General features: G+C 40.0%; 8 protein-coding genes. 4 read left to right on the plus strand and 4 right to left on the minus strand.

Annotation, left to right across the window (positions count from 1 at the left end):
- Positions 1 to 5 precede the first annotated feature (5 nt).
- A complete protein-coding gene (locus BMY50_RS06035; protein WP_093320238.1) occupies positions 6 to 3,032 on the minus strand; it encodes a SusC/RagA family TonB-linked outer membrane protein in 3,027 nt (1,008 codons plus the stop codon).
- 494 nt (positions 3,033 to 3,526) lie between these two features.
- Complete coding sequence (locus BMY50_RS06040; RefSeq protein WP_202907750.1) at positions 3,527 to 7,576, minus strand: hybrid sensor histidine kinase/response regulator transcription factor; 4,050 nt, start codon at positions 7,574 to 7,576, stop codon at positions 3,527 to 3,529.
- Positions 7,577 to 7,665: 89 nt separating this feature from the next.
- Here BMY50_RS06040 and BMY50_RS06045 point away from each other — a divergent pair, with 89 nt between their 5' ends.
- The 3 genes from BMY50_RS06045 to BMY50_RS06055 all read left to right on the plus strand — a co-directional run bounded on the left by BMY50_RS06045 (position 7,666) and on the right by BMY50_RS06055 (position 11,376).
- Positions 7,666 to 9,096, plus strand: coding sequence for a sulfatase family protein (locus BMY50_RS06045; protein ID WP_093320247.1), 1,431 nt, complete (start codon positions 7,666 to 7,668; stop codon positions 9,094 to 9,096).
- 311 nt (positions 9,097 to 9,407) lie between these two features.
- Positions 9,408 to 10,292 (plus strand): SDR family oxidoreductase, encoded by an 885-nt coding sequence (locus BMY50_RS06050; RefSeq protein ID WP_093320251.1) that lies wholly within the window; start codon positions 9,408 to 9,410, stop codon positions 10,290 to 10,292.
- Between the two features lie 190 nt (positions 10,293 to 10,482).
- Entirely contained in the window at positions 10,483 to 11,376 is an 894-nt protein-coding gene (locus BMY50_RS06055) for a bestrophin family protein (RefSeq protein ID WP_093320255.1), read from the plus strand.
- 121 nt (positions 11,377 to 11,497) lie between these two features.
- On the opposite strand, the gene BMY50_RS06060 is transcribed toward BMY50_RS06055, so the two are convergent.
- On the minus strand, positions 11,498 to 11,986 hold the full coding sequence (locus BMY50_RS06060; protein WP_093320260.1) for a hypothetical protein: 489 nt from the start codon (positions 11,984 to 11,986) through the stop codon (positions 11,498 to 11,500).
- A gap of 25 nt (positions 11,987 to 12,011) precedes the next feature.
- The gene (locus BMY50_RS06065; protein ID WP_093320263.1) at positions 12,012 to 12,584 is read right to left on the minus strand and encodes a DUF4142 domain-containing protein; all 573 of its coding nucleotides are present in this window, start codon (positions 12,582 to 12,584) and stop codon (positions 12,012 to 12,014) included.
- 459 nt (positions 12,585 to 13,043) lie between these two features.
- Between BMY50_RS06065 and BMY50_RS06070 the strand changes: the two genes are divergently transcribed.
- A complete protein-coding gene (locus BMY50_RS06070) occupies positions 13,044 to 13,502 on the plus strand; it encodes an OmpA family protein (protein ID WP_093320267.1) in 459 nt (152 codons plus the stop codon).
- The last annotated feature ends 101 nt before the right edge of the window (positions 13,503 to 13,603 follow it).

The raw sequence follows: 13,603 nt of genomic DNA on the forward strand, positions 1-13,603 counted from the left end.
TTGATTTAGAAAGTTAAATTCAGTCCCAACATATACGAGCGAGCCGTAGGAAAAGAAGCCATCCAACTGTTATCATAGTTGAGCACCTGTCTTATATTTGAAAATGTATGTAGATTATTGACACTTAAATTCATATCGATGGCATTTAAACCCACTTTACGAGCGGTTTTTTGACCAATTCGATAACCGATTGTGATGTTCTTAATCTCTACATAAGAGACCTTTTTGTAATAACCATGTCCGAAACTATTATTATAACCGGGCGACACGATGGCGCCATTTGGATTTTCAGGTGTCCAATAATTGGCCCCCTGTACATAATTTGTGATTCCAAAGGTCCATGAACCCATATTGGCTAGGTTATCGTCGCGCCAAACGCCAAATACCCCGTTTACCAAACATGAAAAGTAAAAGTTCTTATAATTTATCCGATTGCCTATAGATGCTGTAAAACTTGGCATTTTGGATCCGATAATTTTCCTATCGTTCGCATCGATGTATCCATTACCGTCTACATCTTCCAATTTTGCAGAACCAGGTTCCGCACCCGTTTGAACCTCCCGTTCATTTCCACCAGCGTCCGAGTAGGTATAGGCATCGCCTTCTTGCCAGAGTCCTACCATATTGTAATCATAAAAAACCCGCAATGGCTTATCTATAAACCAGTTATTAGCAATATCATCCAAATGATCACCACGCAGTTCAACAATTTTATCGCGGTTTAACGAAAAGTTGAGATTGGAGCTCCATTGAAAATCTTTCTTATCGATATTCACTGAGTTCAGCGCTACTTCAATCCCTTTATTACGGGTTTCACCAACATTATCCCAGATTCTGTTATAACCATTCATAATCGGCACCGTACGCATCATCAGCAAATCTTTAGTTTTGGATCGGTATAAGTTAATGGCCCCACCTAGACGATTATTAAATAGTTGAAAATCCAACCCGAGATTAGTCGTGTAGGTCGTTTCCCATTTCAGGTTTGGATTACCTACACCGTCACCAGCCAAGTACGCCGTATTGACAGCCGTACCGCCATCACCCCAAATGTACTTCACATTTGAATAGAGTCGATCCAATGTACGGTAAGCAGTGATCGCCTGATTCCCATTAGCTCCATAAGAAGCCCGAAGCTTCAACATACTTACCCAGTTGAAATTATCTTTGATAAAGTGCTCTTCCCCCACCTGCCAAGCGAGGGCCGCCGAAGGGAAAAAGGCATATTTATTATTCACACCAAAAACAGATGCACCGTCAGAGCGCCCTGTTAGGGTGGCCATATACTTGCCTTTGTAAGCATAATTCAACCGAAACATATACGACAGCATCGCGGTTTCAGACAACCCGGAAGACATGGTTATATTGCGCTCGGCGGTATTCATCATGTAATAGCTTGTATTATCGGTTACAAAACCATCCCCACTCTGTGCAGCGCTAACGCCCTTTGTCTCTTGTATACTGAACAGTGCAGTCGCATCAAAGCGATGCTCATCGATTTCCCGTTCATATTTGAGTATATTCTCCCAGGTATAATTGGTATTATGCCCGTTATTAATACTAGCGCTTCCTCCTACTTGTCCCGCTTGCTCCCGACCTATAAAAGTATTCCGTCCATAATAGGTGCCCGTAAAGTTACTTCGGTAATTATATCCATAATTGGTACGGAATGACAAACCTTCTATCGGTAGCAGAATATTCGCATAAGCACTAAGAAAAAAATTGCGATTGGTTCGGTCCTGATCGGCATTTACATTGAGCATCGGGTTCGTGATGAGCGAATATTCCATGGGCTCGTACACATAATTACCCATTTCATCTTGGTATTTTCCATAAGGACTTTGTTTAATGGCGTGTTCGATATTCGGTGTAACGCCACCATCCTCTCTTTGAACAAACTGCACGCCAATGCCTGTAGTTAGCCAGTCATTGAAAGTTTGGTCGATATTGGTAGAAAGATTATAACGTGTCAGCTTTGAATTATAAACCACACCCTCCTGGCTGAGATAAGCCGCTGCCGCCATGTACTTCGTTTTCTCCGTTCCACCTGATATACTGAGTTGATGATCCGTCGTGAGCGCCTTTCGGAAAATGTAATCTTGCCAGTCGTGGGTAATGCCCTTGATGTAATTCTCGCGTTCAGTAAGACTGATAATATTCCCCGCTACCGGGTCTAGCAGTTCTCCTGTATAACCTTCCTTTAAACGGCCGATATCTTGTTGCAGACGTATATATTCATCGGGGCCCATTACGTCAATCCGTTGCATAGGTTCAGCAACGCCAAGCTGTCCCCTATAAGCCACCTGAGGTTTGCCTTCCATTCCCCTTTTGGTTTGAACAAGTATGACCCCATTGGAGCCACGCGACCCGTAGATTGCGACCGCAGACGCATCTTTCAATACGGTAAGATTCTCTATATTATTGGGATCCAGATCTGTTAGAGATCCACTATAAGGAATACCATCTAAAACAATTAAAGGCGAATTACTCGCTGATAGGGAATTTTCTCCGCGGATGAGCAGCGTTTGGTCTTGCCCTGGAGCAGCATTTGTTGTAGTAATACTAAATCCGGCAACCTGCCCCACCAGTCGGTCCATTAAATTGTTGGTCGAAACCATCTCCAGCTGTTCTTTGCCAACCACCGATAAACCACCCGTCACATCCTTTTTCTTCATACTACCGTAGCCAACCACTACCACTTCGTTGAGCTGTTGCTCTCCTGCCATGCTAATATTCATCACGCCGGATGGATTTACTGCCAACTCCTGACTAATATAGCCTACATAAGAAAATACCAGAGAGGAAGATGGAGAAGCCTGCAACATATATTGTCCGTTCGCATCGGTTATCGTACCTGTACGCTGATCTTTTACACGAACGGAAACACCTATCAGTGCTTCTCCTTGCTCATCAATAACTTTTCCAGTAACTCTAATAAGCTGTTGCTGCGAATAAATGGGTGTGATAGATAGTAAGAGGAGGGCAAGCACCATCCAATAGCCCCTCAGCCTTATGTGATTTTTTTTTATCATATAAATTTAGATTTAGATAAGGTTAACGTTAAAAAAAATTTAATCCTACCATCCTATTGTAGTTAGGCTTGGAAGACAGTCCGTTTTAATTTGGATATCGTTTTTATTTTCTATAGGCAATTGTATTTAAAGGTTACTTTTCTTTTACTACCGATGCTTATTGTAGGTCCGAAGATTTTAATTGGTCTTGCTCTTGGTCTGCAAAACTAGGCGAACAATACGATGAGGACGGTATTGATTTGTACAGAAATGGTTCTATTTTGTACAGAGAGAGAATTTTCAGGGAGTATCCTGAGTTAAATGGTTGAGTGGAGAATTATTCATTCGTGTCCACTTAAAAGGTATTCCCCGAAAGAATCGGGACGGGCATGAGTTCGCTACGCTCCGTTACTCAATTAGCCAATTTGTTAATTGATCAAAGTGAACTTACAACTAGGAACACGCAACTCACAACTAATAACCAACAACGAGTAACTAGTAACTAACAACCAAACCTACTTTTTCCGAAATTCTGTAGGCGTTAGCTCAAATTGCTTTTTAAAGCAGATACTGAAATGCTTAGGATTACTAAATCCGATTAGGTAGGAAATTTCCGATATGGTCAGATCCGATTCTGCTAATAATTGCGCACCTCGTTTTAGCCGGATATCCATAATAAATTCTTTGATCGACATCCCGAGTATGTCGTTAATCTTTTGATATAAGAGCGTGCGCCCAATCCCCATATCAGACACAAAAGATTCCACGTTATAATCAATATTGTCCATATTTCTTTCGATGTGTTCCATTGCTCTTCTCAACAAATCCTCATCGGTAGAAGAAATCGTAATTTTAGCAGGTTCGGCAATGTATTTTTTACTGTACGATTTTTTCAGCTCATCTTGATTTTTTATTAGATTTTCTATTTGTTTGAGTAGAAAATCCATATCAAAGGGTTTATCGATAAACACATTCGCTCCACTTTCCAGTGCTTTGATCTTATTTTCCGTATACCTCCCCAATCCCGAAAGCACCAGGATTGGAATATGACTCGTCTTGATATTGGATCGTAGTTTTCGACAGACATCAAACCCATCGGCCTGGGGCATCATTAAATCAGTAATCACCATTTGTGGAAAGATCTTTTCTGCCTTCGCGATTCCCTCATTTCCATTGCAGGCCGCATATACGTTATAATACTCCGATAATCGTTGTTCTATATAAGACCTCAGGCTCGGATCATCTTCGATAAGAACAATGCTGGAAGCTTTACGTCTTTGCTTGTCGCCGAAATGCATTTCTTCCGATTCAGCCAACATATTGTCTATCTCCGCTATTGTATATTCGTAAGAGCTAACTGGTGTAACTGCTTTCACAACGGTTGAAACAAGAGGTAAAACTACCGTAAAAGTAACCTCCGAATTCCCTGAATATAAAGTAACTTTTCCTGCCAAATAACTAACCAATTCTTTAACAATGGCCAAGCCTAATCCCGTACTTTTTTCAAAAGCGAGCTTACCCGTGGTTAATCGGTTGAAAGATTCAAATATGACTTCTTTTTTATCATCCGGAATCGTTGTGCCTGTATTCGTGACCGCAATTGATATATAGTCGCTCCCCATATCGGTTGTTAACCCTAGCGTTGCCAGCTCCTCTTCCTTGGTTCTGCTAATTTTTACCCCTACAAATCCATTTTCAGTTGTGTATTTTATAGCATTAGAAAACAAATTCGTGCATATTTTTTCGATTACATCGTGATCGAATTTGGTATAAAAACTCTCCATTTCCGATTTGAAAGCTGTTTCGATTCCCTTCTTGTTGGCATAAAGTTCAAATAAAGAAAAAATATCCCTGATGTATTGAATCATATCGCCGAGCTGTTGAATAACCGTTATTTTTTGACTTTCTATTTCTCTGAAATGCAGTAATTGACTAATCATTCGTTGAATACGATTTACGTTCTTTTCGATAAGCTGTACATAGGCATTTACTGATCGATTTTCAGGCAAGGTTTCCTTAAGTTGTTTCAAGGGATCGACCACTAAGGTAAGTGGTGTTTTCAGATCATGTGAAATATTGGTAAAGAAGTTAATACGCGCTTGCGTCAGTTCTTTCATATTTTGTTCTTTTAATTGCTCCATCTCAAGCTGATGCTTAAATATCTTTTTATTGGTAAAATACCTCAAGATAAAATAGAGGATAAACAATAAGAGCGCACTATAGAACACATAAGCCCAAATAGACAAGAATGGAGAAGGTTTTATCTGGAAATACAAAGCAGCAATATCATTGCCCCACAAGCCATCGTTATTCGCTGCTTTTATTTGAAAAATGTAGGTTCCGGAAGGTAAATTAAAAAACTGTACCGATTTCTGCCCTTGCGGTAAAAGGTACCATTTATCCGAAAGGCCAAGCATTCTGTAAGCATAGTGGTTTTTTTCGGCTTGCAGATAACTGTTTGCCGAAACCCGTATTTCTATATTAGCCTGCTTATGAGAAAGTATGATTTTGTCATCCTTATTGCTCGAATAAGACAGAGTGGAGATGTCTCGTTTTAGTATGGCATTTTTATCTCCGGGGACTATTTTTTGATTATTGATGAGTAACTCCGCAAAAAAGACTTTCGGTTTTTGATTGTTTTTTTTGATCTTACTGGGTGTGAACATAATGAATCCATTGGTTCCACCAAACAGCATTTCGCCTTTTGAGGTTTTAAAACAGGATCGCGTATAAAACGTACCGCAAAGACTCGTAATGTCGAGCGGAAATTTGTTGATGCGTTGACTTTCCTGCTCGTAATAATATAAACCATCATTGGTACTGAACCAAACATTTTTTGTATAGGTATCTTCCAATATTCCGAAAACAGTTTTTCCCAATAAACCCTCTTTTTCGCCAAGATTAACATAGGCTCCATCTTTACTCAATCGGTTAACACCTCCGCCTCGTGTTCCCAACCAAATAGTTGAATCAGCTGCCATATAATAGGAACAAAGGTTATTCGCCGCATAAGGAACGTCTGCTATATAATCATGTTTTATGATGCGTCGAGTATGTACGTTCATCCTATACAATCCAGTGTGGGTTATTAGCCATAGATAGTCCCCCTTATCACGAAATAGCGTTTCAATCCGCATGCTAATAATCTTCCCCTTTGCATCAATCGGCGAAACTATTTCCGTTTTTCCACTCCTTATATTCTTATATAGCAATTTCGCATCAGGATCTGTCATCCAAATACCCGAGTCGCCTTCCATTTCGAAGTCGTAGACGTTAAGGGTATGTATACTTTTTGGATCATTAGCCGGCAATTCAACAAAACGTTGCTGTGTGTTGTCGAATCGCGCCACGCCTCCATTAAAGGCTGAGGTCTGCAAAACTTTATTACTTTTGGTATAGTGTAAACTTTTTATCATGTTGGACCGTATACCACTTTTATTTTCCTGCGTGTAATACGAAAAATGATCCGTCTTTCTGTTCCAATAATTTACCCCGCCCCCTTCAGTACCAATCCATAAATTCCCCTGATCATCTTCCTCAAAGCAACTAACGATCGGATGGTTTAAGCCCCCCGGGGTAGGTTTGAAATAGTTTACATCATTATCAAAAAAAGTCATATACGCCAGTTTCCCGCCATACATACCTATCCATACCCCGCCATCAGGGTCGGGATAAATCGACCATACAGAATTACTGGGCAGCGAATAAGGGTAATGAAGATTAGATCGAAGCAAACGCGTTTTGTTATCCAATGGATCCACAAGGAAGAGACCGGATTGCGTCGCTACCCATATCATGTTTTCAGCATCAACATAGAGACCTTTTGCCGTAGCAGACTTTCTGTCTCCGAAAGAAAGGGCATTGTGCATAACGATGTGCCCTTCCTGATCACATTCAAATAATCCGTTGCTTTGTGTGAGTATATACCTTGATTGCTGATGCTCGATCAAATCCTTTATTACATAATCCTCGTTTCCGAGATCAGTAAATAAATGGTATTGCTTGGTTTCTTTATTTACGCGATATACTTTTCCTTTTGAAGCAACATAGAGCTGCTTCTTAGTACTTATTAAGGCAGATATAGGGAGCTTTGATAAAAGCGGATAATCATTTACTACTGATAAATGATCGGGATCAAATGATTCGATTTTATTATTTCTGACCAACCAAATAGCCCCATCTTTATCTACCGTCATTGTACCGATATTTCCTTCCAAAATTCGTTCAAACTTTTGGGTTTGATAATCGAAACGCAGTAGTCCGTGATTCGTAGCAACATATAATCTTTTGGCCTTATCTGTAATCACTTGCCCGTAGGTCCAGTATGAGCTCGGTGAATAGCTTGTCACTAGGTCATTCATCTGTATAAATGAATTACCATTATAGACAAAAACGGCATCATATCCGCTAAACCATATTCTACCGATGCTGTCTTTTGTAATGCTATGTATACCGCCATAATAAGCGGTTTCCGGCATAGAATGAAATCGGTAATCCGAAATATTGATGGCAAAACTTAGCCACGGGAGTAAAATAAAGAGTAGAACTATAAATGGAGATTTCATTAATGAAAAAATTAGGTTTATTTTAGCGAATGCAGTGAATACGCAAAGCAAAGATATAAATATCGGTGTAAAACATTTAATCTCTTACAATGATGTATCCAGTTAGACTACTTTTATTCACATTCTATTTCTGTATCCCTCCGTACGCTTTTGGGCAGGTGAAACAGAATAAAAAGCCAAATATTTTGCTAATAATTGCGGACGATCTTTCCAAGACATTACCCCTTTATGGCGACAGCACCATTACCACGCCTGGTATGGATGGTGTAGCCAAAAACGGAGTAGTATTTGACCATGCGTACTGTTCGGCCGCATCATGTACTCCCTCAAGGGCAAGCATTTTAACCGGCAAGTACCCTCACCAACTGGCGGAAGGGGGTAACCTACATGGCACTTTACCTCTGGTATACGAAAATTACACCTATATTTTAGCTAAAAATGGGTATCGCGTGGGTTTGCAGGGAAAGGGATGGGGACCCGGGAATTTTACTGCAGGGGGCTATAAAAATAATCCTGCTGGACAATCCTATCCAAGTTTTGAAAATTTTCTGCAAAATCAGCCTGAAGATACTCCTTTCTGTTTCTGGATTGGCAGCAACGACCCACATAGGCCTTATAAGCCCTTGCTCAAAGATAGTCTAGGTATTGATTCGCTGAAAGTAAAGGTGCCTGTTTGGCTGCCGAATGATGCGCTAGTGCATCATGATCTGCTGGACTACTACGCTGAATCAAAGCGTTTTGACCAAACAGTTGAAAGGGCGATAGCGCTACTCAAGAAAAAAGGAATTTATGACCAAACACTGATTATCATCACCAGTGATCATGGGATGCCTTTTCCGCGCGTCAAAGCAAATGCCTACGATATGAGCACCAGTGTTCCGCTTATAATACGATGGGATGAACATTTCATGAAGGGAAAACGGATCAAAGAACTGGTCAGTCTAGTAGATCTGGCCCCAACGTTTCTCTCGGCAGCCGGTATAGATGTGCCCAAGTCAATGGTTGGAAAATCTTTATTGGGACTGCTTACATCTGGTAAAAGTAACCACGAGCGTACAGAAGTTTTTACCGAGCGGGAAAGGCACGCTTATGTTCGAGCGGGCAACCTGAGCTATCCGATGCGGGCAATCAGAACCAACCGTTTCTTGTACATCAATAACCTACGCCCCGAACGTTGGCCGGCAGGAGATCCAGAGAACCCCGAGACGAACAGGTTCTTTGGAGATATTGACAATGGACCAACGAAGCAACTTTTGCTGGAACATCAAAACGATCCAAATTATAGAAATTTCTGGTTGTGGAGTTTGGACAAACGGCCTGCCGAAGAACTATATGATCTGGAAACCGATCCGAACCAGTTGAAAAATCTGGCAAATGACCCCTCCTACAATAAGGTTCGGCGTGAATTGGCAACGCGTCTAATTAAATGGAGGAGCAGCACAAACGACCCTGTGACTGAAACCGCAGAACCTTTTGATAGCTATCCTTACTATGGAGGAAAAATTAAAGGTTTGAAATAAAAACGATTAAAATTTTACTATAATAAATAAGAAGGTGACATTAATATCAACTATATATGAACAGCTCGTCGAAATACCTAGTGGCTTAATTGATTTACGAGACGATAGAAAAGGTCACAAATGGCGTGTTGAGATTAAAGCTTTTCTACTAGGAAAATTTCAGGTTACTCAAAAGTTGTCTAACTAGGCTAGGCCCATCGCAGCAGCAGATTTAAATTTTCGGGAACAAAACAGGGTGTTGTCTGGTTATCAATTAAAGTGTTACGATTAGACGTAAACTCTTTTAAGTAATTCTTTAAAAATTTAAAACAATGACACAATTTAAAAATCCTCATACAAAATACCCTGTTCCCCCCTTTCCAAAACAAGAACAAAAAGTTCCAGGTACGGAGGTCGAAATGAAACCTAAAGCCGATCATGGCGAGGAAACTTATACCGGCACAGAAAAGTTAAAGGGTGCAAAAGCTATTATTACCGGTGCTGATTCTGGTATCGGACGTGCTATCGCAATTGCCTACGCCCGGGAAGGAGCCGATGTGGTCATCAATTACGGTTATGATATAGAAGATGAAGATGCTGAAGAAACCGTTCATTGGATTGAAAAGGAAGGCTGTAAAGCCATCCTTTCAAAAGGCGATCTGAGAAACGAAAATTATTGTAATGAGTTAATAGATATGGCGATCAAGGAATTCGGAACCATCGATATACTGGTCAATAATGCGGCATATCAGATGGCTCATAAGTCGCTCGAAGAGATTACCTCTAAAGAATGGGATCGTACTTTTGAGACCAATATCAGAAGCATGTTTTATTTGAGTAAAGCCGTGGTACCTTACATGAAACCGGGAAGCTCTATCATTAATACGGCTTCGGTTGTTTCCTACAACCCCAATGCGGTATTATTAGATTACGCAGCAACGAAAGGAGCGATCCAAAACTTTACAGCTAACCTAGCACAAGTATTGATGGATCAGGATAAGGGTATACGGGTCAATGCCGTTGCGCCCGGTCCGGTCTGGACGCCCTTAATTCCATCGACGATGCCCGAACCGGAAAACTTCGGAAAAGACAGCCCGATAAAACGTCCGGCACAGCCTGCTGAGATAGCACCCGCCTATGTCTTCCTAGCGTCGGAAGATAGCAGCTATATTGCGGGGGCAACGATTGCCATAACCGGCGGAAAAGTAGCTTTCTAAGCTTAGTGCTAAACATATTTCGCACACTACGTAAACACCTCATCCATAAGTTTTATGTTATTCAAAGGGATCGATTGGCATAGGAAGTCCTATGTAAGCATGCGTTATAAGGTTTCTCTTATTTCATTTTAATGAAAAACACTTATTGTTGTGAAGTTATTGACAAAATATAAAAACACAATATTAGAGAATGCTTACGAATACAAGGATACCGATTGGATATATTTTTAAAAAAATTCGCCTACAGATAGTGTACGTTATTATCATCGGGCTGATCGTGAAATCTATCACTATTTATTTTATAGATTTGATTCCCCAAATGCCTATAGCCATACCCGCTTTCATTGGAACAGCTATTTCGGTCTTACTATCTTTTAATTTGAATCAATCGTACGATCGCTGGTGGGAAGCTCGAAAAATATGGGGTGCTATCGTGAATGACAGCAGGAGCTTAGTTCTTCAATTACAATCTTTTGTAAGCAAAGAAAAACAAACCACCATTAGGCAGATAGCGCTTAGACATGTTGCCTGGTGTTACAGTTTGGGCCAAAATCTACGGGGATTAGATCCGAAAGAAAATATAGAAGACCTGATCAATACGGAAGATATGCTTGAAATGGACGCCCATAGCAACAAGCCTCTGGCGCTGTTGCAAATGAACGCATTGCAAATTGCAGATCTGAAGAAAGATGGACATTTAAGCGAATTTTACCACGTTCAGTTGAATACTACTTTGGTCAAGTTCTCGGATACTATGGGGATGGCCGAACGTATAAAGAATACGGTATTTCCAGTTACTTATCGGTTGTTTCTTCATTTCATGATTTACGTATTTGTCGTCACTTTATCCATCTCATTGGGAGAAATCGACAGTATATATGAAATTCCTTTACTAGTGGTTATTTCAGGATGTTTTTTATTGCTCGAAAGAACGGCCGCCCATCTGCAAGATCCTTTCGACAATCGTCCGACCGATACACCGGTTACCGCTATTGCGAGAACCATCCATATTAATACATGCAACCTTCTTAATGAAAGCAAGGTGCCTGCTCCTTTAGCTCCCAAATCGTTCTATGTGCTTTGATTGAATCCTTTGGTGGTAAAAGCAGTTTAATTTTCATCTGTTTATTTTTGTTTTTTTAATAGTCAGATGGAGCTTACCATGATTAAATAATCATTAAACACGCAGGGGAATGATTATTTAATCAGGACGGTTCATTAGTTGATTTTATACCTTCTTCTTCATAAGAAACAAAAGGATCAAATTGCCTGCTGCAATAAGCAACCCCTAAAGCGAAAATAATATGGGCTAATAATAGATGACCGGCAAAACGCATAAATGGAATGTGCGGAGGATTTGGATGAACACGAAAAAGGATTTTCCAAATCATAACGCCTGTGATGCCTCCAATAACTCCCGTGACCAAGCCTTGTTTAGTAGCAGGAATCGTGTTCGTTTTCTTCCAGCATTGCTGGAACACCATCGTCATGACCACACCCATGGCATAATGCATAGCCCAACCACTCATTCTAGGGAGCTTGTCTTTATGTGTATGAAACGCTCTTTTTACTATTTGAGCTAATACTTTGGGTTCTTTGAAGTTTTCACCTTTGGCATGCGAAACAACATAGCTAAAAATGGACATTAATGTTGTGCCGCTTATTGCTGGAATAATGACGGTCTTTGTAATCATACGTCGGATTTTTTATGGTTAATTGCTATTGCCCACGTTTATTTATCAAGCCATTTGCAATTCTCAAATGGTTTCTGATAATCGGAATATTTTTATTGGCGAAGGCTTGAAGCTGCACATCTTTACCATGTGCCCCTGTCTGGTCGAATAAAGCGAGCGCTGTATTATGGTCGTTTATCATCATCTGTAGAAATGTACGGTCGAAATCCGATGACGAAACAGCTTTCAAGCTGTCTATTTTTTGTTGATGGATATCGTCTAGTTTTTCTGGAAAATGAATATCACGCTGCGCGACAACATCTTTTAAATCTTTAGCTAATTGTTGGTGATGGGTTACCAGCAAGCTTCCGAAGTTTTGTATGGCTGTGTCCTTAGACATTTCTTTAGCCAACTTTCCAGTTGCTATTTCCACCATGCCTGACAAGGCAATAGCTTTTACAAAATTTTGATCTTCTATGGATAATTTCGCTGAATCAGCTTCCCTTTTCTGTTGGAGAGAGTCTTCACTACTTAAAGGCTCCCCACTATTTTCATTTCGTTGTTGTTGATTACAAGCGATCATTATAAGGAGGACGGCGGCGACGAGCAAATTTTTCATTTTCTTTCTATTTTATAGTTAACATTTATAGGAAGCGAGATGTTTTCATTTCTTTAAATGACTAACCGATATCATGCCTAAAGAATCATCGGCCGCACACAAAACAAAAATAAAGGAATTAACACTTTAGAAACACCTAATTAATCTAGCTCTATTAGCTTTGCAATGTTAATACGTCTTCTCACAATTAGGTTTATAATTAGTTAGCATGACGCTCCGTTACTCCCCGTTTCGGAGCGTTCTTATATAAGGACCAAAAACTTGTATACCATAACCGGCACAACATTGATCAATAGTTTTTAATACCGTTCCTATCACCATAATTTCTCCCTTTTTCACAGTTCTCAAATTTCTATTATACAATCAATTGAATGCAAAATCTGCAATTTAGGATCAACCGTATATACCATTAATGTTTGGACGTGATTTAGGCATAAAAAACAATTAAAACACAGTATTATGGAAAGAACAGCAATTAATGTAGGTTTAGTCGCCTTATTTTGTGCGATAACGACTTTCGCTTTCTCATTTGCGGATAGTAGGTCAACAAAAAATAAAGTGGTCCGACATCGTGTTGTTATAGCTCGAAAGACATTCAACAACATTGAATTCGGTTTTGATAAGACCGTGATCTCTAAAAACTTTGAATCGGAGCTAGAAGAATTGGTTGCCGCAGTAAAAGAAGACGATTATATCATTAAACTCAGCGGGCATGCAGATTCAATAGGAGAATATGTTTACAACTGGAAGTTATCCAAATCACGCGCAGACAAGGTTAAAGATTTTCTGGTTAACAATGGTATCAATGCTTCCAAAATAGCTGCTACAGAATTTGGAGATACCAAGCCAATTGCCACAAACGCTACCGTGGAAGGCAGACAAAAAAACCGTCGGGTAGAGATAGAGATTATTGATTAAAAATCGTATCTAATTGTTTATCTTCATGGTTCAAGGATAGGTTCTTTTTAATATATACGTATCTTTCGGCCATCAAGCAATGGTTTCGGGATGGTACAGAG

The sequence above is a fragment of the Olivibacter domesticus genome (assembly GCF_900109575.1).
Classification (GTDB): domain Bacteria; phylum Bacteroidota; class Bacteroidia; order Sphingobacteriales; family Sphingobacteriaceae; genus Olivibacter; species Olivibacter domesticus.

Coding starts and splice junctions, on each gene's coding strand:
- BMY50_RS06035 (WP_093320238.1), bottom strand. CDS start 3,032: ATGATAAAAAAAAATCACATAAGGCTGAGGGGCTATTGGATGGTGCTT.
- BMY50_RS06040 (WP_202907750.1), bottom strand. CDS start 7,576: ATGAAATCTCCATTTATAGTTCTACTCTTTATTTTACTCCCGTGGCTA.
- BMY50_RS06045 (WP_093320247.1), top strand. CDS start 7,666: ATGATGTATCCAGTTAGACTACTTTTATTCACATTCTATTTCTGTATC.
- BMY50_RS06050 (WP_093320251.1), top strand. CDS start 9,408: ATGACACAATTTAAAAATCCTCATACAAAATACCCTGTTCCCCCCTTT.
- BMY50_RS06055 (WP_093320255.1), top strand. CDS start 10,483: ATGCTTACGAATACAAGGATACCGATTGGATATATTTTTAAAAAAATT.
- BMY50_RS06060 (WP_093320260.1), bottom strand. CDS start 11,986: ATGATTACAAAGACCGTCATTATTCCAGCAATAAGCGGCACAACATTA.
- BMY50_RS06065 (WP_093320263.1), bottom strand. CDS start 12,584: ATGAAAAATTTGCTCGTCGCCGCCGTCCTCCTTATAATGATCGCTTGT.
- BMY50_RS06070 (WP_093320267.1), top strand. CDS start 13,044: ATGGAAAGAACAGCAATTAATGTAGGTTTAGTCGCCTTATTTTGTGCG.